Origin of the sequence: Mycobacterium sp. URHB0044 (genome assembly GCF_000620625.1) — a bacterium.
Classification (GTDB): Bacteria; Actinomycetota; Actinomycetes; order Mycobacteriales; family Mycobacteriaceae; genus Mycobacterium.
Genome location: NZ_JIAW01000007.1, coordinates 90,950 through 113,374, shown reverse-complemented (window position 1 = coordinate 113,374; position 22,425 = coordinate 90,950). Strand labels below are relative to the sequence as shown.

Genomic DNA, 22,425 nt, shown 5'->3' with positions numbered 1-22,425 from the left:
ACACGACATGAGCGCCACCGAACACGTTGCCGACGTTGAGAATTCACGCGACATCGAGTTGTCGATCGGCGGGATGACGTGCGCCTCGTGTGCGGCCCGGATCGAGAAGAAGCTGAACAAGCTCGACGGGGTCCACGCCACCGTCAACTACGCCACCGAGAAGGCGAAGGTGACGTATCCGGACTCAGTCGAGCCTGCCACCCTGATCGCCACCGTCGAGGCGACGGGCTACACCGCCACCGCGCCAGAGCCGCCGAAAGCCGACGACGACGCCGACGATGCACCGCACTCCACCGAAGCCGACGCGTTGCGAACCCGTCTGTTGGTCTCGCTGGTACTAACCGTGCCGGTGATCGCGCTGTCGATGATCCCGGCACTGCAATTCACCAACTGGCAGTGGCTCGCCTTGACGTTGGCTTCACCGGTCGTGGTGTGGGGCGCGTTGCCGTTCCACCGGGCCGCCTGGTCCAACGCCCGCCACGGCGCTGCGACGATGGACACCCTGATCTCGCTGGGTGTCGGGGCGGCGTATCTGTGGTCGCTGTGGGCGCTGTTCTTCGGGCACGCGGGGATGCCGGGCATGCGGATGGCGTTCAGCTTGCTGCCCGACGGATCGTCCGGCGCCGAGCACATCTACCTCGAGGTCGCCGCCGCCGTGACGGTGTTCATCCTCGCCGGGCGGTACTTCGAGGCACGGGCGAAGACGCGCTCCGGTGCCGCATTGCGCGCCCTGCTCGACATGGGCGCCAAGGACGTCGCCGTGCTCCGTGACGGTACCGAAACCCGGATTCCCACGGCGCAATTGGCGGTGGGGGACCTGTTCGTCGTGCGCCCTGGCGAAAAGATCGCGACGGACGGGATCGTGACCGATGGCACCTCGGCGGTCGATGCGTCGATGCTGACCGGGGAATCGGTGCCCGTCGAGGTGCGCCCGGGCGATCAGGTCACCGGCGCGACGGTCAACGCCGGCGGCCGACTGGTCGTGCGCGCCAACCGGATCGGCGCCGACACCCAGCTGGCGCAGATGGCCCGGCTCGTCGAGGACGCCCAGAACGGCAAGGCGGACGTGCAACGCCTCGCCGACCGGGTGTCGGGTGTCTTCGTGCCGATCGTCATCGCCCTGTCGCTCATGACGCTGGCTGCTTGGCTGCTGACCGGACACTCGGTGACCGTCGCCTTCACTGCCGCGGTCGCCGTGCTGATCATCGCGTGCCCTTGTGCGCTCGGGCTGGCCACACCGACGGCGCTGTTGGTGGGCACCGGGCGCGGCGCCCAGCTCGGCATCCTCATCAAGGGTCCGCAGGTGCTCGAGTCCACCCGCCGGGTCGACACCATCGTCCTCGACAAGACCGGAACCGTCACCACCGGACGGATGAGCCTCGTCGGCGTCCACCCGGCGGCCGACGAAGCCGCCGCCGAAGTCCTCGAACTGGCAGGGGCTTTGGAGGCGGCGTCGCAACACCCGATCGCCGACGCGATTGCCGCCGCCGCCGCGAACGGCACCACGCTGAGCCCCGTGGAGGACTTCGCCAACCACAACGGTCAGGGCGTGAGCGGCGTCGTCGACGGCCGCGCAGTCTTGGTCGGTCGGCGCACATGGCTGACCGAGGACTGGTCGCTGAGGGCTCCCGACGATCTCGTGTCCACCGCGGAGGCCGCCGAAGCCAAGGGCCAAACCCCGGTCTGGGTGGCCTGGGACGGCGCGGTGCGCGGTGTGATCGTCGTCGCCGACACCATCAAGGACTCTTCGGCCGCTGCCATCGCGCAGTTCCGCGAGCTCGGTCTGCGGCCCTACCTGTTGACCGGCGACAACCGGCGCGCCGCCCACGCGGTCGCTGCGCAGGTCGGCATCGGGCCCGACGACGTCATTGCCGAAGTGCTACCCGCCGACAAGGTGAACGCCGTCAAAGAGCTTCAGGCGCAGGGGCGGACGGTCGCCATGGTCGGGGATGGGGTCAACGACGCCGCCGCGCTCGTGCAGGCCGATCTGGGCCTGGCCATGGGAACGGGTACCGACGTCGCGATCGAGGCGTCGGACCTGACGCTGGTGCGCGGCGATCTGCGCGCGGCCGCCGACGCCATCCGGCTGTCCCGCTCGACGCTGAAGACCATCAAGGGAAACCTGTTCTGGGCGTTCGCCTACAACGTCGCCGCACTGCCGCTGGCAGCGCTCGGGCTGCTCAACCCGCTCATCGCCGGCGCGGCGATGGCGTTCAGCTCCGTGTTCGTCGTCAGCAACAGCCTGCGGCTGCGCCGATTCACCAGCACGGCTTCCGACCCGGTTCCGTCGGCGGTGCACCGCAATCCGGTGCCGAAGCCATTGGTGAAGAACGGCAATTGACCGTCGCGGGCGGACGATGACCGAGCACCGGTGGCAGGGATCGGCACTGCTGCGCTCGGGTGTGCTGGCGTTCACCGGATCCATCGGCGCGACCGATCGACACGCGCATCACGCGATTCAGATCATCACTGCCGCAACGCCGGTGACCGTGGTCGACGAGGACGGGCATCGGAACCGCGGCACCGAGGTGACCGTGCCCGCGGACGCGTCACATTGGATCGAGACGGGCGCGGCGCGGGGGAGCACCGCGTTCTTGGATCCCGAATCCGCTGCCGGCCGCGTTGCCCAACACCGGGCTCTCGCCGTCGGGTGGACCGCGGGCGCCGTGCTCGCCCCGGCCGGCGATCGACCGTTGGCCGCCGTGGTCGACGGTCTGATCAACCAGTTGACGCCTACCCCGGCAGGCGAGCCGCCCGACCGGCACGCCGCAGTCCGCGCAGCGATGGAGTTGCTGCCGGGCCTCGTCGGCACCGGCCCGGTGCGCGGCACCGACGTGGCCGCCCACGTTCACGTCTCGACCAGTCGCTTGACCCACCTATTCACCGATCAGGTGGGAATCCCGTTGCGTCGCTATGTGTTGTGGCTGCGGCTGCGGATCGCGATCACTCGGGTGCAGGCCGGCGACGATCTGACCGACGCCGCTCACGCCGCGGGATTCGCCGACAGCGCCCATCTGACCCGCACCTGTCGGGACATGTTCGGGCTGCCGCCATCGCTGTTGAGCCGGCACGTGTCCTGGGACATCGCCACCACCGGTTAGCCGAAACGTTCAAGCCCCCACCGAGGCGCACCGCCGATCATTGGGGCATGAGCAACCTGGCATACACCGCTGTCCGCGCCACTGCCCGCTACGGCTACGTACCCTTCATGCTGGTCGGCCTCTGCGGCGCGGGAATTGCGGTGGCGGCCATGGGCGCACCGAAGTACTGGTTCCTCGCGATTCTGGCCATCGCGATCGCCATGTCCTCCATGGTGGAGCACATCATTCCGTACGATCGCAGCTGGAACGACGACCGCAGCGACAGCACCCGTGACTGTGTCCACGTCGTGGTCAACGAAACGCTGATCCTGGCCAGCGTCGCGGCCATCCCGCTACTCGCCGCGACCGTCCCCGAGCCCGACATCTGGCCCACCAGTCGGCCATTCATCCTGCAGGTCCTCGGTGCGATCCTGATCGCCGATCTCGGCATCACCCTGGTGCACCGCGCCAGCCACGAGGTCGCGGTGTTGTGGCGGTTCCACGCGGTGCACCACAGCATCACGCGGTTCTACGGTCTCAACGGGCTGATGAAGCATCCGCTGCACCAAACGGTCGAGATGGCCGCCGGCGTCGCCCCGCTCATCTTCATCGGACTGCCGGTCGACGTCGCCTCCGCACTCGCTCTCGCGGTCGCCATTCAGCTTCTGCTGCAGCATTCCAACGCCGACTACCGCGTGGGTCCCGCCAAATACGTTCTCGCACTGAACGAAGGTCACCGGTTTCATCACCTCAAATGGGCCGGCGTCGGTGACGTGAACTTCGGGCTCTTCACGTTGACGTGGGATCACCTGATGCGGACGTTCTCCTACGACCCCAACCGCCGGTTCGATTCCACGCAACTCGGCATGGCGGCCAAACCGGACTACCCGACGAGCTATCTACGGCAGGTGGTCTACCCGTTCACCCGTGCGGGGGGATGCGCGTTCTCGGTGGCCGCGGTTGACGTGGATTCGAAGGGCGTCGTGAAGACGGTCACTGAATTCTCCTAGCCATTCGGTCTCACCACCACTTTGCCCGCGGCGGAACCGCTTTCGACGATCGCGTACGCGTCGTTGACCTCGTCCAGCTCGAAAGTCTTGGAGTGCAAGCGGGGAACCAACCGGCCACCGTCGGCCAGGGCCGCCGCCTGCGCGACGATGTGCCCGTGGTGTTCGCGACCGCGGCCGGTCAACAGCGGCATCAAGGTGAACACGCCCGAATAGGTGGCCCCACGGAACGACAACGGCGCCAAACTGTGCGTGCCCCACCCCAATGCGCTGACGACGTGGCCGCTGTAGCGCTTGACGGCGGTGAACGAGGCATCGAGGGTGGCGCCACCGACGTTGTCGACCACGATGTCGAAGCCCTCCCCACCGGTGTGCGCGTTCACGTAATCGTCGACGGTGCTTGCCGTGTAGTCGATGGGCGTCGCCCCGACCTGGCGGATCACCTCCTGGCTCGACGGACCACCGGTGGCGAACACCTGCGCGCCGCGGGCGATCGCGAGTTGTACCGCGAGCAAGCCGACCCCGCCCGCCCCACCGTGGACCAGCACCTGTTGGCCCGCCGAGACGCCGGCGCGGTCCACGAGCCCCTCCCAGGACGTGATGAAGCCCAACGGAAGGGCCGCGACCTGCTCCATCGACAGCGCCTTCGGCTTGACGGCGATCAACCGCGCATCGACCGCGGCGAGCTCGGCCAGCGAGCCTTGCAGGCCGCCGACTCCGCCGGTCATGCCGAATACTTCGTCGCCGACGCGGAATCCGTCGACGCGTGCCCCCACTGCTTCCACCACTCCGGCCATGTCGATGCCCAGAACGGCTGGCGGCGCCATCTTCGCGTGCGCGGCCTCGCCCCGGCGGATCTTCGTGTCGAGCGGATTCACGCCGCTCGCCATGACGCGCACCAAGACATCGTCGGGGCCGGGGGTTGGGTCGGGGATTTCGCTGATCTGCAGCGGGACGTTGAAGGCGGTCAGGACTGCAGCGCGCATGAGTTCTCCTCCGTGTTGGGCTTCATCTTCGCCTCCGCGATGGTGACACCGCTGGACTTCCTCTCCATCTCAGTCGAAGACGAGAACGAGACGGCCACGGACGCCGCCTGTTTCGAGTGCCCGGTGCGCCGCGGCGGCATCTGCGGCGGGGTAGGTCCGTGCGACGCGCAGGGTGAGCTTGCCCTGCTCGGCCAACACGCGTAGACCGTCGAGCTTGTCGGTCGCGTGGGTGTAGTCAGGCACCCAGACGTCGCGGATCGTGATCCCGCGTTCGGGATGCAGTGTCGAGGTGCCGCGCTCGCCGGGACGGCGCACGACGGCGATCTGACCGCCGTCGCGCAGCGCGGGCAAAACCTCGTCGCCCTGCAGTGCGGCGTCGACGACCGCCGCGACACCCTCGGGGTGCGCTTGCCGAATCCGTTCGCCCACACCGGTTCCGCGCGCGACGATCACGTCGGCGCCGAGCGCCGTGACGAGCTGCTCGTCGGTGGGGGCGGCGTCGGCGATCACCCGCAACCCGTCGGCCTTGGCGAGCTGGACGACGTAGCCGCCCACCGCACCTGCTGCGCCGGTGACCGCGAGCGTCTCACCCGCCGCCAAGTTGAGCACGTCGAGCGCCCGTCGGGCCGTCAGCCCGTTCATCGGCAAGGTGGCCGCCTCGGCATGACTGGTGCCCGCGGGCGCGGCGGTGACCTGATCGGCGTCGACCACCACGTATTCGGCGTAGGCACCGCCGGAGTCGTCGATCGGCATCACGATCGCCATGACGCGGTCACCGACGCGCAGGCCGGTGGGGGTGTCCGGGCCGACTTCGTCGAGGATTCCGGCGACCTCCATGCCCGGGCGGTACGGCGCCGACAACGTGCTGGCGCGCAGCGCGTCGTCGATGTCGCCCACCCGGAGCAGCACGTCGGCGGGGTTGACCGTCGCGGCATGCACCCTGATGCGGACCTGACCGGCGCCCGCACGAGGTTCGTCGGCTTCGACTTGCCGCAGCACGTCGGGGCCGCCATATTCGCTGACCACTACCGCTCTCATGACAGAACCTCCTATTTGGGGATGCGTCCCCACTTATCTCGACGTACGATCAAACGGGGAACCTTCCCCGGATATTCCACCGATCGAGGAGGCCGAGGTGCGAGCCGATGCTCAGCGCAACCGGGACGCCCTGCTGGTGGCGGCCGAGGCGGTGTACGCCGAGCAGGGCGTCGAGGTGTCGCTGAACGAGATCGCCCGGCGAGCCGGTATCGGCAACGCGACGTTGTACCGGCATTTCCCGACGCGCGAGGCGTTGCTGTCCGAGGTCTACGCGGGGCATCTGGAGCGCTACTGCGCCATCGCCGAAGACGCCGCACGCGACGACGATCCGGTGGCCGGGTTGCGGGAGTGCGTCACGGCGACGTGTGAATTGCAGGCGACGAACCGAGGTCTCGCAGATCTGCTGGCGTCGCTGCGACCGTTGTCGTCACACGTCGAAGAGCTGCGGCTACGTCATCACCGCGCCATCGCCACGGTCTTCCGGCGTGCGGTACGTAGCGGCAAGGTGCGCGCCGACGCGTCACCCGTGGACCTGGCCCTGCTGCTGATCGCCAACGCCGGCCTGATCCATCGGACCGTCGATACGGCTCCGCGGTCGAGTGCCCGGTTGGTCGGGCTGTGGCTGGCCGGTGTGATCTTTCAGGATCAGGTCGAGGTGCCACGGCCGCCCACCGAGGCGCAGGCACGTCGAGCGCTGCACAGCTGACGAGTCATCAGAAGCCGTAGCCCATTTCCGCGGGAACGTCCCAGGCGAAAATCAAGTCGAGTTGCCGCAGGAGCTCGGAGTCCTTGCAGTGCAAGCGATTCGCAAACGCATAGGCGGACGCGCGATGGGCGCCCATGTACAGACTGCCGAGCACCTCGAGGTCCATGTGAACGTCGGCGTCCGCGTCGCTGGGTGAGCACCGAGCCTTGCCGTCCTGCACGTCGAGGCTGAATCGCCCGCCATTCCCGAGGAAGCCGTCGCCGATCTCGAGCACCGCGGAGAAGTCTCCGTGGTAGCTGCGCGCCTCGAGAACGGCCGGGATGTCCATCATCCGCAACCAGAGCGCGTCCTCACTTTCGGTGATGGACACCAGCCGTGGGTCGGTGAGCAGGTACGGCAACGGGTCGGCGGGATGCGTGGTGACTTCGACCTTCTCCATCAGGTCGAGGCCCAGCAGTGTCCGCCACAACGCCACATACGCATCGTCGGTGACTGCTGTGAACTTGGTGACCCGGACGGTCTTAGGGTCGTAGCCGTGTATCCGATACAACGCAAAACCGTCGTCATGCAGCAACCCGAACAGTGGGGTGCCGCCGTGGCGGGCGGTCTCGCGGTCGGCGAGCACTTCATCCCACATCTCTGCGGGACTATGAAGCCCGCCGGGGGTGCGAAGTCGCCACCGTTCGTAAATGGCGGCCAACTGGTCGCGGTAGCGCGCCGGCTCGACCAGCCTGACCCCGCCCGGGTCGGCAACGCCGGCATGGAATTTCGCCCGCCGCCGCTCGATGCTGAGGGTCTGCTCGACGGTGGCTGGGCCGTAGCCGAACCGGCCGTAGATGGTGGCTTCGCTGGCAGTCAACGCGGCGATCGGATAACCGGCGTCGGCGATGCGGCGGTGTAGCTCGGTGTACATGCGACGCAACACCCCGCGGCGGCGGTGCGTCGGTGCCACCGCCACCCACGTCAGGCCGGCAGTGGGCAGAACCGCCCCACCTGGCACGGTCAGCTGCATGTCGAGGTAGATGGCCATGCCGACGACGTCGGGTCCGTCACACGCGATCAAGGCACCGCCATCGGGCGTCATGCTGCGCCACATGGCGAGCACCTCCGGCTGGCGGAACGACCCGAAACAGGTAGCGGCCAACCGTGACATGGCAGGCCAGTCGCCGTCCGACGCGCTGCGCACCGTCAGATCCGTTGCCATGGAGGACGACATACGATCACGGTGTCACATCAGGCCGTCGGGCCGCATCCGAATTCTTCGTGGCGGAGTAGACACACCACACTGCGCTCCACGGCGCGGTTAGTGTTTCCAAATGTCTAGCGAGACCGGTCCCACTCTCACCGAGCACGAGGCCCGCAATCGGGCAATGTGGGACGACTACAGCGACGAGTATCAGGCCAAGCACGGTGACCATCTGGCGGCTAGCGGCGGGTACGCCTGGGGCACGACGCAGATTCCTGAATCCGAGCTGCGCGTGCTCGGCGACGTGGCCGGTCGCGACATTCTCGAATTGGGTTGTGGTGCAGCGCAGTGGTCGATCGCGCTGGCGAGGTTCGGCGCCCGTCCGGTCGGTTTGGATCTGTCGGAGCGCCAGCTCGAGCACGCTCGCCGGCTGATGGCGGAAGCTGGCGCCGACTTCCCGCTCGTCCATGCCAGCGCCGAGGCCGTGCCGCTTCCGCACGCCAGCTTCGACGTGGTGTTCTGCGATCACGGGGCGATGACGTTCGCCGACCCGTTCCGGACCGTGCCCGAGGTGGCCCGCCTACTCCGAAACGGCGGGCTGTTCGCGTTCAGCCACCACTCGCCGATCGAGACCATCTGCTGGCCGCTCGACGCAGAAGAGGTCGGCGAGCAACTGGCGTTGGACTACTTCGGGATGCACCGCATCGACGTCGACGACGAGGTGTACTTCCAGCTGCCGTACGGCGAGTGGATCCGGCTGTTTCGCTCGAACGGCTTCGTGGTCGAGGACTTGATCGAGCTGCAGCCCAGGCCGGATGCCTCCAGCTCGTATCGATCGGCCGCATCGCTGGCCTGGGCACGACGGTGGCCCGCCGAGGAGATCTGGGTCCTGCGCCGAGTATTCGCACACCAGCCGTGATCCGGGCCAGTGCGGGTGTCGTGGATTCGGCCGCAACGACACCGCATGTCGTCTGAGCGCTCCAAGGTTGGATCGCTACGGTGACGCGGTGCAGGACGACCAAGCTCGCCGATGTGGATCCGCCGGCAGCCCGACGCGCCGGGACGTGCTCCGGTATGGCGCGCCGGTGCTGCTCGGTCTCTCGATGGTGCCGGTACTGAACCTGCCTCGGGCGCAAGGTGCGTCGGGCATCGCGGGCAAGATCGTGTTCCTCGACCCCGGCCACAATGGCGCCAACGATGCATCGATCAACCGGCAGGTACCCAACGGACGTGGCGGCACCAAGGACTGCCAAACCAGCGGCACGGCCACCGACGGCGGCTATCCGGAGCATTCGTTCAATTGGGACACGGTGCTCCGGATCCGTGCGGAGTTGAGTCAGCTCGGGGTGCGCACCGCCCTGTCTCGAGGCGACGACGACGCGTTGGGTCCCTGCGTGGACCAGCGTGCCGCCATGGCCAACGCCCTGCACCCCGATGCGATCGTCAGCATTCACGCCGACGGCGGGCCGGCAGACGGGCACGGGTTTCACGTCAACTATTCGAATCCTCCGATCAACGAGGCGCAGGCGGGTCCCGCCGTGCGCTTCACGGAAGTCATGCGGGACCAACTGGTCGCTGCGGGCCTGCAACCGTCCACGTACCGCGGCACGAACGGTCTCTACGGCCGTGCCGACTTGGCGGGGCTCAACCTTGCGCAGTACCCGTCGATCCTGATCGAGATGGGCAACATGAAGAACGCCGGCGACGCCGCCGCGCTGACCAGCGTGGATGGCCGGACGCGCTATGCGGCGGCGGTGACGCGCGGCATCGCGGCGTACCTGGGCTCTGGCTGACGGTTCCGCCCCGTCGGCAGTGGCTAATGAAAACGATTACCATTAAGTCATGCCGTCGAAGTCCGACCAGAGCTGCCTGCGACGCGGGTTCCGCTTCTTCTGCGACGACCTCGACGAAATGTACTGCGGAACCGTCTATCTCACCGTTCCCATCGTCGACGACATCATCCAGGTCGGCATCGGAGGGGACTTCGCGACGGCCGTCCTGCGCGTGTCGATCGACCCGTCCGTCGTGACGGTTCGGCGGCTCGACGGCAAGGCCATGCAGGTACACATCCTCCGCGAATCGACGGATCGCGCCGCGCAGCGTCGGCTCACAGGCGCCTATGTCTTCACCGACCCCGTCACTCGCGTGCGGCTGACGCGAGCCGCGGTCAGCGAGGGTGGACAACTGTGGGAGGCCTCCGGAACCGCGTGCGTCGACCGGCATCAGGATTTCCGGCAGTTCGTCTACACCATCGCGAGGTTCGGACTTGCAAAGCAACGCAGGTTGGCCTGCCAGCCGGCGTCGGCTTGACGTCCGTCTCCCGTGACATCGGCGCCTACTGTGGTGGCATGCGACCTCGCGCTGGGCTGCGGGCTGCCGGGTTCGTTGCCCTTGCCGTGACGATCATGGCGAGCGGTTGCACGTCGAGTTCCGACGCACCGAGCGGCACGGTGCCGACATCCGTGGCAAGCGTGTCCCCGGGTCCGCACAACGCCGACGATGTCGCCTTCGCGCAGAACATGATTCCGCACCATAGACAGGCGGTCGAGATGGCCGCGATGGTGCCGACTCACACCACCAATCACGAGCTCGTCGTCGTCGCGGAGCACATCGGCATCGATCAAAGGGCAGAGATCGAGATCTTGACCGCAATGCTGACGGAGTGGCACGAGCCCGTCGAAATGCCCATGCATAGCGGGATGGACATGGCTGGCGGAATGCACGTCGACGGGATGGTCGACGCGGCCACCATGAAGCGGCTCCCGTCGTTGTCGGGCGAGAAGTTCGACCAGCTCTGGATGACATCGATGATCGCCCATCACGACGGAGCCATTGCGATGGCGCAAACCGAGATCAACCACGGCCAGAACCCGCACGCGATCAGCGTGGCGACCAACATCATCCCGGCCCAGCAGTACGAGATCGCCCGGATGAACCGGATGCTGAACACGACGAGCTGATCGACGCGGCCGCCGCCTCGCGCTCTGTCGCCTGATGACATTCCAACTAGGACTGACCGACTGCAAAGTCCGACTTGAGCTACCTAACTCGGATTAGTGACCTCGTTAGTCCGAGTTAGGAGGCAGCTGCCTACCAGCCGCATGCCACGCCGGGTCAGTTCAGTCGATGGAGATGACGTACGTGCCGTCTTCGTCACGCGCTATCTCATGCGTCTCGCTGTTGACCCAAACGTCAGGGTTGCCCTGGCTGCCGAGGTAGGCGTTCTGCACCCCGCCGCCCGGCTGCATGTACACCGCCCATTGTTGTCCCGACCCCAGCGTGGAGACGGTGACGATCTCGGTGCCATCCGCGCGGCGGATCGACAACGTGTGACCGTTGGCGTCCTGCTCGGACATCTCGGCGTCCTCGTCAAGCTCTTGGTCTGCAAGTAGCTCGTCCAGTTCGTCGTCGGGGTCCATCACGTCGTCGTTCACGCGCAGCACCTTACCGGCGGCGGATACACCGACTTCGGCCCGGCGGCGGTGTGCACGATGACCCGCGTAGCAGTCGAAGAGATTGTTTGCAGTCGCGCCACAACTCGCTGGGCGAGTTGCCAGTCGTTCCGTGATTGCTAATCCCGGGCCGGCCACAAAGGGGGTCGATGGCGCGCCGAAGAATGAGAGCCGAAGTGGTGCGCTTCGACGACGTTAGTGTCAGCAGCGTGGAACCGGGAATCCTCTTCGCTGCCGCCAGAGCCTTCGCTGGAGGCGCACAATTCGTTCACCGGGCTGCAGTGGCCGATCATGCGGTGGCGCTGACCGTGCGCGAGTCGGCGCCCACATTCTCAGTTTTCGTTCCGAACGTGGATGAGCTAAAACAATGCTCGCCGCCACGCCCGAGTGAGATCGTTGAGAACACGCGGACGGCCGAACGTTGGATCAAGCGTAGGCGTGCCCTACCGATCGGCGTCGGTGAGTTCGGATTGATAGTTCAAGCCAAGGGCAACGCGTCGGTGGTCATCGACGGTATCGACGTGTGTGCGACCGAACTCGAGACGATTCCAGGCATCGCGCTCAGGCAGGCGCTGGGCGGACCGATCGTGGCGTTATCGCTCGAAGTCAACCTCGACACCGAGGAGGTGTGGTGCATCGACTCTCGAGAGTTTCCGAAAGAGTCAAGGATCGAGCCACTCTTTAGTGTGTCCTTCGACCAACCGCTCGTTTTCCGAGTGGCCGGCCGAGCCTCCACCAAGGCAAGGGGCTGGCAGCTTGAACTGTCGATGATCGTCGACGGTCGCGCGGTCAAGCCCCGCGTCCCTGAGTTCGAATGGATCACCATTCCCGACGACTACGAAGGCCTTCGCGCGGAATATATTTCATCGTCTGATTGGTGGGCACCGACGACCTACCTATCGGATCCAAGCGGCTGACGTTAAGTAGTCGACCGGCGACTTACGCGGCACATCGCGGCTGTGCAGTGGACAACAGAGTGACGATTTGTTCGTCGCGATCTGCTATGCGGTCACACGTTTGCCCGGTTTGGCATCGAGAAGCGAGGCGCTTGAGCATGCGGCACACAGAGGTTGACTCACCCGACGTGCGGCCAGCCATGAATCGCCGCAGTCGACGCAAACTAATGCGAGACCGGATGACGACAAGAGTGCGACTGTCAACGATTCACCTGTGCGAAGCGCGTCGACAAACGCCGAGAATGTAGCAACTGGGATCCCGTTCTCGCGCGCCTTGCGCGCCTTCTCAGACCTCGAGTCGCCGTCAGCGGCCACGACCAAATCAGGACTCTTCTTGGTGACCGATTTGGTCACGACTAGGCCGTGCTGTTCGGCGAGGCTTGTCTGTTGCGCCCGATCGACTTGGCGGCCGTGCGGATCCTGTGCCGCGCCGGTGAAGCAGACGCTGAGACCGGCCATCAGTTCGATGACTTTCGTGGTCGCACGGAAAGAATCGGTGCGGCGGGCGACGTGTTCGAGATCGATGTCAAGCAGCGCTGCAGCGCGGCACAGCTGATCGTGTTCATCGTCGGTGACGATGGAGTCCTCGACCGCCGCGTCGATCAGCCCATTGAGGAACTCGCGATGGGCACGGGCGATTGCACGGTCGTCCAACCCGAGATCGCCAGCGAGGCAGTGTAGTTCACCGCGCTCGGCCGCGGTGAGTCGCAGATCGGCGACCGCGAGATCGAGGAGTCCGACGTAGGGCGCAACGTCGATGCTGCTATGGATGCCTCGCGCGAGCGCTGTGAGGTAAGGCGTTGGAGGGTCGGCGTGTACGTAACCGTCCCGCCGGCATACACGCATCGAGGTCACCGACAGTGGTCGCGCCACTACGGGCAGTCGGTCGGCGGGAAGTGAATTCGCCAAAGTCAACATCAGCTGGGCAGTCGCGCGGGCGTCGACCAGCGCGCGGTGCTGCCCGTTCAGCGATATTCCGTAATCGGCGCACGCCTGGCCCAGCTTGCAGCTCGTGACCGACAAGGTATCGAGGCCGGCGCCCCAGTCGACGTCGATACCTGCGCGCTCGAACTCACGGGTGAGGATGCGGGTATCGAACCGCACGTTGTGGCCTGCGACGACCGCTCCGTCCACACGACATGCGACGTGTTGTGCCACGTCTGCGAACGTTGGCGCGTGACGAACCATGGTTGCGTCGATGCCGTGGATCCAGGTGGGCCCGACGTCGCGTAGCGGATTGACCAGCGTCTCGAACTCGTCCACGATCGTGCCGTCGCGATCGACGGTGACTACGGCGACTTCGACCACGCGGTCAACGTTGTAGAGGCCTGTCGTCTCGACATCGACAACCGCAATGCACTCGCCGTCACTGAGCAGATGCGCAAGTCGCTGAACTGGATTAGATTGCGCAGCAGGGACTTCTGTCGCAGCATGGTGAACTGACTTGGTCCATGCAAACCCGTCCCACCATCGCAACAGGGCTTCGCCCGATGGGTCCGGATACCACCCAGCCGTTACCGTCATGCTTCCCCCTGAATCGAACTCCCCGCGGTCCGGTTCATATCGGCTAGTCCTATCAGTCCGAGCCGATATGTTTCGACGATTCGCGTTGTCTACATCGATCCACTGCCAGATGTCGGTTCGTCCTTACCGACGATTGCCGCGACATTGAGGAGTTGTCCGTGACGCCGGACGCGGAATTGGTCGGGTGATCACTTCGCAAAGACGATCGCGGCAGTCGGGCATGGCGACTTCGCGCCTTCAAACCCCGTTGGTGCCGCCCCTGTGCGGCGTTTGGGTCGCCAACGACGTGGAAGTGTTGCAGAAGGTCTTTCGGCCATCTGTGGTCACGATGAACTACCGGTCCGCCCCATCTCTGAGTTGACGATCAGTGTGTTAGCTGGCGCCAGATTCGCAATCTGCCGTGATTTTGCTGCCTTGGTGCAACCATTGCTGCCATGAGATGCGATCGCCGTTGCTGGCGTTCATTCGGGGGCCGGTAGCCCGGAGCGTTGAAACGGACGCGGCTGAAGCCCGCCACGACGTCCAAAAAATGTCCGGATGGTCGAGCGGGCTCACGGACGGGGAAGGAAGTTTGACGACACAGCAATCACCCATGCCTGGCTGGTACCCAGACCCGGCGGGAACTGGCGGGCAGGCGTACTGGAACGGCCGTGAATGGCAACCCTCCTCCAAGCCGCCGACTAACAAGCGGAGATTGGTCGTCGTCGGCAGCGTTGTCGGCGGAGTACTCCTATTGGCCTTGCTCAGCAATATCGACTCCGGCGGTGATAGCGGAAAGACAACGGCGTCAACGGTGACAAAGACGGTGACCGTGACAGCCCAGCCATCAACGGTGGCAGCACCGCCGACAATTTCGACAGTGACAGTCACACCACCGGCCCCCTTTTTCGAACCGCCGGCTCCTGCGCCCGAACCGCCAGTCGATCTACCGCCATCCGAACCCGAGCTGGTGCCACCAATCGCACCGCTAGTACCTCAGCTTCCGTCGACCGCCTACTACGGGAGTTGCGCGGAGGCGCGCGCCGCCGGCGCTGCCCCCTTACGCGTCGGCGAGCCCGGTTATCGCTCGGGTCTTGATAGAGACGGTGATGGCGTCGCTTGCGAGTAATGAGACCGATCGAAGTGCCGAACGTGATCCGACGCCTAGTCGTGACCATTGCTGCGCCCAATCGCACCAAGACGTCGTGCGATGACATCGTTGCTCACCGACCCACGGAGTGGTCGCCACGTGGATGACGGAGAAGTGCTTGAACCCGGCGGCGCCGCCGACGAGAAGCCGAGGTTAGAACGATGGCAATCTCATACTGAGTGGCCGCTGGCGACCGTTGCGCTCATATTTCTTGGTGCGTACTCAGTCCGCGTCTTGGCCGAACCCCAAGGTCGGTCGGAGACCGCACTACAACTGCTCATCTGGATCACCTGGGCTGTGTTCCTGGTCGACTACATAGCCCGCTTGTGTCTCGCCGAAAACCGCGGGCGATGGTTCGTCCGCCACTTACTGGACTTGGCCGTCGTTGCTCTTCCACTGCTGCGGCCCTTGAGGTTGCTACGACTAGTGGTATTGGTCGCCGCCTTGCAGAAGGCAATCGGCGGAGCCATTCGGGGACGGGTGGTTGTTTACACCGTGTGCGGCGTCGTGCTACTCGTTTACGTTGCGTCACTGGGGATCTTAGATGTCGAACGGTATGCGCCCGATTCCAAAATTACGACCTTTGGTGACGCGGTGTGGTGGTCGATCACCACCATCACCACTGTTGGATACGGCGACCTGTCTCCGGTCACGGGTGTCGGGCGGATAATCGCGGTCGCGCTGATGATCGGAGGGATCAGCCTCGTCGGTGTCGTCACCGCGACGCTTGCGTCCTGGATCGTTCAACGTGTCGCTGAGGAAGACACGGCGAAGCAAGCAGCGACGGCCGCTCAGATGGATGCGCTGCGCACCGACCTCGAGTATCAGGTGCGATCGCTCAGCACGGAGATCCAGCGACTTACAGACGCCGTCGCAGAGCGACGCGCACCGGAAGTCACCTAGACGCATGCACAACGACCTCCGGGGAATGTCAAGCATCGGCCGAAAGACTGTCGCCCATCAACCGGAGACGAAATGTCAGCCATCACCCGACGCAATACACCCACGAAGCGCCCCCGGCAGGGATCGAACCTGCGACCGACCGCTTAGAAGGCGGTTGCTCTATCCGCTGAGCTACGGGGGCAGCGCACTCACCCTAGCGAATTGCCGCGAACCGATGGATAGGTCGCCTCTTACTCTGGAATCGATGGTGGCGCATCACACGAAGGACAAGGGCGATCTGGCCGTCGCCAAAGCCCATGCCGACTTGGTTGGCAAAGGGTTCACGGTCCTATTTCCGGCGACAGAGCACGCGCCTTTTGATCTAGTCGCCTATGCGGCCGGAGAGTTCCACCGCCTTCAGGTGAAGTATCGATCGGTGCGCGCCGGTGCTGTCAAAGTTCAGTTCCGATCCATGTGGGCCGATCGCAACGGGACGCACATGGCACCGATGGATAAGGACGCGATCGACGCCGTGTGCGTCTACTGCCCGGAGACCGACGAGTGCTATTACGTACGGCCAGACGAACACGGCACATCGGTCACGCTCCGGATTGCACCCAGCAGGAACGGCCAGCACGCAGGAGTGCTGGTAGCAGCCGCATTTCGCGAGCTCCCGTGCGCAGTTCGCCGCTGATCTCAGCTGAAGTGCACTCATGCCGAACTACGGCGTGAGAGGCGGCGTCCCGAGGACGCGCCACGAAGCAACGGTCAGCCGGAGTCACGTGTATATAAAGCCGCGTGCCGCATCGAGCGGCGGACTAGCGTGGAGCCAGCATTCAGAGAGCGGGAAGGGGAGCGAAACGCCATGAGCGACGTGCCGGAGTTGGATGCGGCCGGACTACCCGAGGAACTGAGTGCCTTCGACCAGCTGCTGCATCGCGGCGAGGCCAATCCACGCACCCGCTCGGGGATCATGGGCGTCGAGCTACTCGACTGCACACCCGACTGGGACCGCTTCCGTGCCCGATTCGACAACGCCTCCCGCAAGGCGCTTCGGCTACGGCAGAAGGTCGTCATGCCGACGCTGCCCACGGCGGCACCGCGCTGGATCGTCGACCCGGACTTCAACCTCGACTACCACGTGCGCCGCGTGCGGGTACCCGCGCCGGGCACGCTACGCGAGGTGCTGGACCTCGCCGAGATCGCGCTGCAATCCCCGATGGACATCTCCCGCCCGCTGTGGACGGCCACGCTCGTCGAGGGCCTCGCCGACGGCCGCGCCGCCACGATGCTGCACCTGAGCCACGCGGTCACCGACGGTGTCGGCAGCGTCGAGATGTTCGCCAACATCTACGACCTCGAGCGTGATCCCGCGCCGCCGGCGCAGGCGCCACTGCCGATTCCGCAGGACCTTTCGCCCAACGACCTCATGCGCCAGGGCCTCAACCGGCTGCCGGGCTCCATCGCCGGCGGCATCCTCGGGGTGCTCGGGGGTGCGGCGCAGGTGGTTGGCCGGGCGGTCCGGGACCCCGTCTCCGCCGTCAGCGGCGTCGTCGACTACGCGCGGTCCAGCCAACGGGTGATGGCGCCGGTGGCCGAATCGTCGCCGTTGCTGCGCCGACGCAGTCTGACGACCCGCACTGAGGCGATCGACATCAAGTTGAGCGACCTGCACAAGGCGTCGAAGGCGGCCGGTGGCTCGATCAACGATGCTTACCTCGCCGGCCTGTGCGGGGCGCTTCGGCGCTACCACGAAGCCAAGGGCATCCCCATCGAAACCTTGCCGATGGCCGTGCCGGTCAACATGCGGTCGGACTCCGATCCGGCGGGCGGGAACCGATTCGTCGGCGTGAACATCGCGGCGCCGGTCGGCGTCGTCGACCCCACCACGCGCATCCAGAAGGTCCGCGCGCAGATGACGAGCAGGCGCGAGGAGCGCGCGATGGACGTGGTCGGTGTCATGGCGCCGGTGATCAGCCTGCTGCCCGACGCCATTCTCGAGAGCGTCGCCGGATCGATCGTCAACACCGACGTGCAAGCCAGCAACGTCGCCCTCTACCCCGGTGAGACCTTCGTGGCCGGTGCGAAGATCTTGCGGCACTACGGGGTTGGGCCGCTGCCGGGTGTCGCGATGATGGCAGTGCTGATTTCGCGCACGGGCTATTGCACCATCACCACCCGGTATGACAGGGCAGCCATCACCGATCCCGCACTGTTCGCCGACTGCCTGCTGCAGGGCTTCGACGAGGTGCTCGCGCTCGGCGGCGACGGCAAGGCCGCCCCGGCGTCGTGGTCGCCTCCCGTCAGCGAATCGTCGTCCGCCTCATCCAATGGGAGTGCCGCGCAATGAGTTCCCCGAACAGACAATCTTCACGTCGGGGCGGCAATCCCATCGTCCGCTTGCCCGGCTCCGTCGCCGAGATCGAAGCGAGCCCGGAGGGGCCGCAGGTGGGTGCGTTCTTCGACCTGGACGGGACCCTCGTCGCGGGGTTCACCGGCGTGCTCATGACGCGGGATCGGTTACGCCGCGGGCAGATGAGCGTCGGAGAGTTCATCGGCATGGTGCAGGCCGGGCTCAACCATCAGCTGGGCCGCTCCGAGTTCGAGGACCTGATCGGCAAGGGCGCCCGGATGCTGCACGGCAACTCGCTGAGCGATCTGGACGAACTCGGTGAGCGACTCTTCGTCCAGCACGTCCAGAGTCGCATCTACCCCGAAATGCGAGCCCTGGTGCGCGCCCACATGGCGCGCGGTCACACGGTCGTCCTCAGTTCGTCGGCCCTGACGGTTCAGGTCGAACCCGTGGCCCGGTTCCTCGGCATCGACAACGTGCTGTCCAACAAGTTCGCCACCGATGACGACGGCCTGATCACCGGAGAGGTGGTCAGGCCGATCCTCTGGGGGCCCGGAAAGGCAAGGGCCGTCCAGGAATTCGCCGCCAAGAACGGCGTCGATCTCGGGGAGAGCTACTTCTACGCCGACGGCGACGAGGACGTCGCGTTGATGTACCTGGTCGGCAATCCACGACCCACCAACCCCGCAGGCAAGCTCGCCGCGGTGGCTGCCAAGCGTGGCTGGCCGGTGCTGCGGTTCACCAGCCGCAGCGGCAGCAGCCCGGTGTCACAAATTCGCACCATCGCGGGCATCGCGTCGATGGTGCCGGTCGCAGCAGGCGCCATCGGCCTCGGCCTGCTTACCCGAAACCGTCGCACCGGCGTCAACTTCTTCACGTCCAACTGGAGTCGGCTGTTGATGACGTCGATCGGCATCGACCTCAACGTCCTCGGGGAGGAGAACCTCACCGCGCAACGTCCGGCGGTCTTCATCTTCAACCACCGCAATCAGGCCGACCCGCTGATCGCGGGCAGGCTGGTCAGCGACAACTTCACCTCGGTCGGCAAGAAGGAGCTCGAGAAGGACCCCATCATGGGGACGATCGGAAAGATGATGGACGCCGCGTTCATCGATCGCGACGATCCGAAGGCGGCCGTGGAGAGTCTGCGCAAGATGGAAGAGCTTGCGCGGAAGGGGCTTTCGGTGCTCATCGCGCCGGAGGGTACGCGGCTGGACACCACCGAGGTGGGCCCGTTCAAGAAGGGGCCGTTCCGCATCGCGATGGCGAGCGGCATTCCCATCGTGCCGATCGTGATCCGCAACGCCGAGGTGATCGCCGAGCGCAACTCCAGCACCTTCAACCCGGGCGCGGTCGACGTCGCCGTGTTTCCGCCGATCCCGGTCGACGACTGGACGACGGACAACCTGGAGGAGCGCATCGCCGAGGTGCGCCAGCTCTACCTCGACACGTTGAAGGCGTGGCCGCACGACGGCCTACCCGACGCACCGCTCTACGCGCGAGCCAGGACGACGGCCGACAAGCCGGCCAAGAAGGCGCCGGCCAAGAAGGCTCCCGCCAAGAAGGCTGCGGCGAAGAAGGCGCCCGCCAAGAAGATGGCCACCAAGGCGACGCCCAAGACCGCCGCGAAGGAGTCCGCCGCAGCCAAGAAGGCTGCCGCCCAGAAGGATACGGCCCAGAAGGATCCGGCCACGGGTCAGCAACCCGGCGGCGCGAAGGGCCGGCGGTGAAAGGACCCGGCGACGACCTGGCGAGCTTCAGCCCGACCGAGGACACGCTGGTCCTGGCGTCGGTCTCCTCGCCCGCAGAACTCGCACTGCTCAACGACTGGCTCGAGCGGCAGCGCCGACAACATCCCGACGCCCGCGTCGAGGTGCTGCAACTGCCGGGCGACGACGACCCACCGCCCACCGCGCTGGCGCAACTCGTCGAACTCCTCGAGGCCGACGACGACCGGTCGGTGGTGCCAGTGCGGGTGTTCTGGGTACCCGGCGGTCTGCCCACGCGATCCAAGGTGGTGGCGCTGCTCTCGGGCCGCGACATCTACCGGCCGCCGGACCTGATCCAGGGGCGCATACTCCGCAAGGATCCGACGCGGGCACGCGTGGTGGCCGGCGATCCCGCGAAGGTGTCCGAACTGCGTCAGCAGTGGAGCGACATCACCGTCGCGGAGAATCCTCGCGACTTCGCGCGCTTCGTCATCCGCCGCGCCATCCTGGCCATCGAACGCGTCGAGCTGCGCCTCCTGGGGCCGGAGTACAAGTCCCCGCGCCTGGTCAAGCCAGAGATGTTGGCGTCCACCCGGTTTCGCGCCGGACTCGAGGACATTCCGGGTGCCACCGTCGAGGAAGCCGGGAAGATGCTCGACGAGCTCGCGACTGGCTGGAGTCGGTTCTCGGTCGACCTCATCCCCTCGTTGGGGCGCGCCATCTTCAGCCGCGGATTCGACCCCAACATCGACTACGACCGCCTCGAGGTCGAGTCGATGCGGCGCGCACTCGAAGACCATCCCGCGGTGCTGCTGTTCTCGCACAGGTCCTACCTCGACGGCGTGATCGTCCCCGTCGCGATGCAGGAGAACCGGCTGCCCCCGGTCCACACGTTCGCCGGCATCAACCTGTCGTTCGGCTTCATGGGGCCGCTGATGCGTCGCTCGGGCGCCATCTTCATCCGCCGCAAGCTCGACGACCCGCTGTACAAGTACGTGCTCAGGCAGTTCGTCGGCTACATCGTCGAGAAGCGGTTCAACCTCAGCTGGTCCATCGAGGGCACCAGGTCGCGTACCGGAAAGATGTTGCCGCCCAAGCTGGGTCTGCTCGCCTACGTCGCCGACGCCTACCTCGACGGTCGCAGCGACGACATTCTGCTGCAACCCGTGTCGATCAGCTTCGATCAGCTACACGAGACCGCCGAGTACGCCGCGTACGCCCGCGGCGGCGAGAAGACGCCCGAGGGGCTGTCCTGGCTGTACAACTTCATCAAGGCTCAGGGCGAGCGCAACTACGGCAAGATCTACGTCCGGTTCCCCGAGGCCGTGTCGATGCGCGAGTACCTCGGCGAGCCGCACGGCCAGATGACGGAAGACCAAGCCGCCAAACGCCTGGCGATGCAGAAGATGGCCTTCGAGGTCGCATGGCGGATCCTGCGGGCCACCCCGGTCAACGCGACCGGCTTGGTGTCGGCCCTGTTGCTGGCCGCCCGCGGCGTCGCGCTCACCCTCGACCAGCTGCACCACACGTTGCAGGACTCCCTGGATTACTTGGAGCGCAAGCAGACGCCGATGACCAACAGCGCCTTGCGGTTACGTACGCCCGACGGCGTGCGCGCGGCCGTCGACGCGCTGTCCAACGGTCACCCGATCACCAGGGTGGACGGCGGTCGGGAGACGGTGTGGCGCATCGCTCCGGAGGACGAGCACGAAGCCGCCTTCTACCGGAACACCTCCATCCACGCGTTCCTCGAAACGTCCATCGTCGACCTCGCACTCGCGCATGCCTGGCGGGCCGACGGCGACCGGCTCGAGGCGTTCTGGACGCAGGCGATGCGGCTGCGCGACCTGTTGAAGTTCGACTTCTACTTCGCCGATTCGGCGGCGTTTCGCGAGCATCTCGCCGAGGAGATGTCGTGGCTCGACGATTGGGAGGCCAACATCGCGGCCGGAGAAGACCGCATCGCCGCGATGCTGCGCGCCAAGCGGCCCCTCACCTCCGGCGCCATGCTGCGACCGTTCTTCGAGGCGTACGCGCTGATCGCCGACGTGCTGCTCGACGCCCCCGCCGAGATCGACGAGAAGGCCCTTACGACGAAGGCGCTCGGAGTCGGCCGCCAGTACGTCGCGCAGGACCGGGTACGCAGCAACGAAGCGGTGTCGGCGCTGCTGTTCGCGACCGCCCGCCAGGTGGCCGCCGATCAGCATCTGCTGGAACCCGCGGCGGACCTCGCCGAGCGCCGCCAGGCCTTCGCCACCGAACTGCAAAACGTCCTTCGCGACATGGACCGAGTCGAGCACATTTCGCGCGAGCAGTTCATAGCCCGCGAACTTGAGCGCCGTCGCACGGTCGCCGACGCCTGACCGCGTGCTGACGCGGGGTCACCGGGAGCACGCAGTCGGAGGAAATACGCTGGT

The 22,425-nt window shown here is 66.0% G+C and carries 20 protein-coding genes and 1 tRNA gene; 15 read left to right on the top strand and 6 right to left on the bottom strand.

From position 1 onward, the window contains the following. Positions 1-7 precede the first annotated feature (7 nt). Genes N536_RS38660 through N536_RS0116365 form a run of 3 tightly spaced genes read left to right on the top strand, consistent with a single transcriptional unit; the run spans position 8 to position 4,090 of the window. A complete protein-coding gene (locus N536_RS38660) occupies positions 8-2,341 on the top strand; it encodes a cation-translocating P-type ATPase (protein ID WP_081809241.1) in 2,334 nt (777 codons plus the stop codon). A gap of 16 nt (positions 2,342-2,357) precedes the next feature. Then, positions 2,358-3,101 carry a helix-turn-helix transcriptional regulator gene (locus N536_RS0116370; RefSeq protein ID WP_036436629.1) on the top strand — a complete coding sequence of 248 codons (744 nt, stop codon included), beginning with the start codon at positions 2,358-2,360 and terminating at the stop codon, positions 3,099-3,101. Positions 3,102-3,148: 47 nt separating this feature from the next. Beyond that, positions 3,149-4,090 (top strand): sterol desaturase family protein, encoded by a 942-nt coding sequence (locus N536_RS0116365; RefSeq protein WP_029114583.1) that lies wholly within the window; start codon positions 3,149-3,151, stop codon positions 4,088-4,090. Here the strand turns inward: N536_RS0116365 and N536_RS0116360 are convergent. Both N536_RS0116360 and N536_RS0116350 read right to left on the bottom strand, forming a co-directional pair. Beyond that, on the bottom strand, positions 4,087-5,073 hold the full coding sequence (locus N536_RS0116360) for a zinc-dependent alcohol dehydrogenase family protein (protein WP_029114582.1): 987 nt from the start codon (positions 5,071-5,073) through the stop codon (positions 4,087-4,089). The genes N536_RS0116365 and N536_RS0116360 overlap by 4 nt on opposite strands. Positions 5,074-5,142: 69 nt before the next feature. Then, a complete protein-coding gene (locus N536_RS0116350; protein WP_029114581.1) occupies positions 5,143-6,111 on the bottom strand; it encodes an NADP-dependent oxidoreductase in 969 nt (322 codons plus the stop codon). 97 nt (positions 6,112-6,208) lie between these two features. Between N536_RS0116350 and N536_RS0116345 the strand changes: the two genes are divergently transcribed. Beyond that, positions 6,209-6,817, top strand: a complete 609-nt coding sequence (locus N536_RS0116345) for a TetR/AcrR family transcriptional regulator (RefSeq protein ID WP_051574549.1) — start codon at positions 6,209-6,211, stop codon at positions 6,815-6,817. Between the two features lie 7 nt (positions 6,818-6,824). Here N536_RS0116345 and N536_RS0116340 read toward each other — a convergent pair whose 3' ends face one another. Continuing rightward, positions 6,825-8,033 carry an enhanced intracellular survival protein Eis gene (locus N536_RS0116340; RefSeq protein WP_081809239.1) on the bottom strand — a complete coding sequence of 403 codons (1,209 nt, stop codon included), beginning with the start codon at positions 8,031-8,033 and terminating at the stop codon, positions 6,825-6,827. A 100-nt stretch (positions 8,034-8,133) separates the two neighbouring features. Between N536_RS0116340 and N536_RS38655 the strand changes: the two genes are divergently transcribed. From N536_RS38655 to N536_RS0116320, 4 genes are all read left to right on the top strand, one after another. Next, positions 8,134-8,922, top strand: a complete 789-nt coding sequence (locus N536_RS38655; protein WP_051574548.1) for a class I SAM-dependent methyltransferase — start codon at positions 8,134-8,136, stop codon at positions 8,920-8,922. A 184-nt stretch (positions 8,923-9,106) separates the two neighbouring features. Further along, positions 9,107-9,796: an Rv3717 family N-acetylmuramoyl-L-alanine amidase gene (locus tag N536_RS38650; RefSeq protein ID WP_051574578.1), complete on the top strand. Its 690-nt coding sequence runs from the start codon at positions 9,107-9,109 to the stop codon at positions 9,794-9,796. A gap of 49 nt (positions 9,797-9,845) precedes the next feature. Continuing rightward, a complete protein-coding gene (locus N536_RS0116325) occupies positions 9,846-10,313 on the top strand; it encodes a hypothetical protein (RefSeq protein ID WP_029114578.1) in 468 nt (155 codons plus the stop codon). A gap of 38 nt (positions 10,314-10,351) precedes the next feature. Next, a complete protein-coding gene (locus N536_RS0116320) occupies positions 10,352-10,963 on the top strand; it encodes a DUF305 domain-containing protein (RefSeq protein WP_029114577.1) in 612 nt (203 codons plus the stop codon). Between the two features lie 159 nt (positions 10,964-11,122). Here N536_RS0116320 and N536_RS0116315 read toward each other — a convergent pair whose 3' ends face one another. Continuing rightward, on the bottom strand, positions 11,123-11,437 hold the full coding sequence (locus N536_RS0116315) for a hypothetical protein (RefSeq protein WP_155948622.1): 315 nt from the start codon (positions 11,435-11,437) through the stop codon (positions 11,123-11,125). 194 nt (positions 11,438-11,631) lie between these two features. On the opposite strand from N536_RS0116315, the gene N536_RS0116310 reads away from it, so the two are divergent. Then, on the top strand, positions 11,632-12,372 hold the full coding sequence (locus N536_RS0116310) for a hypothetical protein (RefSeq protein ID WP_155948621.1): 741 nt from the start codon (positions 11,632-11,634) through the stop codon (positions 12,370-12,372). 84 nt (positions 12,373-12,456) lie between these two features. Here the strand turns inward: N536_RS0116310 and N536_RS40785 are convergent, their stop codons facing one another. Further along, positions 12,457-13,935 carry an exonuclease domain-containing protein gene (locus tag N536_RS40785; RefSeq protein WP_081809253.1) on the bottom strand — a complete coding sequence of 493 codons (1,479 nt, stop codon included), beginning with the start codon at positions 13,933-13,935 and terminating at the stop codon, positions 12,457-12,459. Between the two features lie 439 nt (positions 13,936-14,374). On the opposite strand from N536_RS40785, the gene N536_RS41545 reads away from it, so the two are divergent. Beyond that, a complete protein-coding gene (locus N536_RS41545; RefSeq protein WP_369798433.1) occupies positions 14,375-15,043 on the top strand; it encodes an excalibur calcium-binding domain-containing protein in 669 nt (222 codons plus the stop codon). Positions 15,044-15,163: 120 nt separating this feature from the next. Then, on the top strand, positions 15,164-15,967 hold the full coding sequence (locus tag N536_RS0116290; RefSeq protein ID WP_231514552.1) for a potassium channel family protein: 804 nt from the start codon (positions 15,164-15,166) through the stop codon (positions 15,965-15,967). 108 nt (positions 15,968-16,075) lie between these two features. Here the strand turns inward: N536_RS0116290 and N536_RS0116285 are convergent. After that, positions 16,076-16,148, bottom strand: a tRNA-Arg gene (locus tag N536_RS0116285). Positions 16,149-16,211: 63 nt separating this feature from the next. On the opposite strand from N536_RS0116285, the gene N536_RS0116280 reads away from it, so the two are divergent. The 4 genes from N536_RS0116280 to N536_RS0116265 all read left to right on the top strand — a co-directional run bounded on the left by N536_RS0116280 (position 16,212) and on the right by N536_RS0116265 (position 22,371). Beyond that, positions 16,212-16,640: a group I intron-associated PD-(D/E)XK endonuclease gene (locus N536_RS0116280; protein ID WP_051574546.1), complete on the top strand. Its 429-nt coding sequence runs from the start codon at positions 16,212-16,214 to the stop codon at positions 16,638-16,640. 171 nt (positions 16,641-16,811) lie between these two features. Next, positions 16,812-18,296, top strand: a complete 1,485-nt coding sequence (locus N536_RS0116275; protein ID WP_029114571.1) for a wax ester/triacylglycerol synthase family O-acyltransferase — start codon at positions 16,812-16,814, stop codon at positions 18,294-18,296. Further along, positions 18,293-20,029: an HAD-IB family hydrolase/lysophospholipid acyltransferase family protein gene (locus N536_RS43030; RefSeq protein WP_051574545.1), complete on the top strand. Its 1,737-nt coding sequence runs from the start codon at positions 18,293-18,295 to the stop codon at positions 20,027-20,029. Before N536_RS0116275 ends, N536_RS43030 begins: the two co-directional genes overlap by 4 nt. Further along, the gene (locus N536_RS0116265; protein WP_029114570.1) at positions 20,026-22,371 is read left to right on the top strand and encodes a glycerol-3-phosphate 1-O-acyltransferase; all 2,346 of its coding nucleotides are present in this window, start codon (positions 20,026-20,028) and stop codon (positions 22,369-22,371) included. The genes N536_RS43030 and N536_RS0116265 overlap by 4 nt, the downstream gene beginning before the upstream one ends. The last annotated feature ends 54 nt before the right edge of the window (positions 22,372-22,425 follow it).

What these genes read in the sequence shown, in the direction of transcription:
- N536_RS38660 (WP_081809241.1), top strand. Translation starts at nt 8, where the DNA reads ATGAGCGCCACCGAACACGTTGCCGACGTTGAGAATTCACGCGACATC.
- N536_RS0116370 (WP_036436629.1), top strand. Translation starts at nt 2,358, where the DNA reads ATGACCGAGCACCGGTGGCAGGGATCGGCACTGCTGCGCTCGGGTGTG.
- N536_RS0116365 (WP_029114583.1), top strand. Translation starts at nt 3,149, where the DNA reads ATGAGCAACCTGGCATACACCGCTGTCCGCGCCACTGCCCGCTACGGC.
- N536_RS0116360 (WP_029114582.1), bottom strand. Translation starts at nt 5,073, where the DNA reads ATGCGCGCTGCAGTCCTGACCGCCTTCAACGTCCCGCTGCAGATCAGC.
- N536_RS0116350 (WP_029114581.1), bottom strand. Translation starts at nt 6,111, where the DNA reads ATGAGAGCGGTAGTGGTCAGCGAATATGGCGGCCCCGACGTGCTGCGG.
- N536_RS0116340 (WP_081809239.1), bottom strand. Translation starts at nt 8,033, where the DNA reads ATGTCGTCCTCCATGGCAACGGATCTGACGGTGCGCAGCGCGTCGGAC.
- N536_RS38655 (WP_051574548.1), top strand. Translation starts at nt 8,134, where the DNA reads ATGTCTAGCGAGACCGGTCCCACTCTCACCGAGCACGAGGCCCGCAAT.
- N536_RS38650 (WP_051574578.1), top strand. Translation starts at nt 9,107, where the DNA reads ATGGTGCCGGTACTGAACCTGCCTCGGGCGCAAGGTGCGTCGGGCATC.
- N536_RS0116325 (WP_029114578.1), top strand. Translation starts at nt 9,846, where the DNA reads ATGCCGTCGAAGTCCGACCAGAGCTGCCTGCGACGCGGGTTCCGCTTC.
- N536_RS0116320 (WP_029114577.1), top strand. Translation starts at nt 10,352, where the DNA reads ATGCGACCTCGCGCTGGGCTGCGGGCTGCCGGGTTCGTTGCCCTTGCC.
- N536_RS40785 (WP_081809253.1), bottom strand. Translation starts at nt 13,935, where the DNA reads ATGACGGTAACGGCTGGGTGGTATCCGGACCCATCGGGCGAAGCCCTG.
- N536_RS41545 (WP_369798433.1), top strand. Translation starts at nt 14,375, where the DNA reads ATGCGATCGCCGTTGCTGGCGTTCATTCGGGGGCCGGTAGCCCGGAGC.
- N536_RS0116280 (WP_051574546.1), top strand. Translation starts at nt 16,212, where the DNA reads ATGGTGGCGCATCACACGAAGGACAAGGGCGATCTGGCCGTCGCCAAA.
- N536_RS0116275 (WP_029114571.1), top strand. Translation starts at nt 16,812, where the DNA reads ATGAGCGACGTGCCGGAGTTGGATGCGGCCGGACTACCCGAGGAACTG.
- N536_RS43030 (WP_051574545.1), top strand. Translation starts at nt 18,293, where the DNA reads ATGAGTTCCCCGAACAGACAATCTTCACGTCGGGGCGGCAATCCCATC.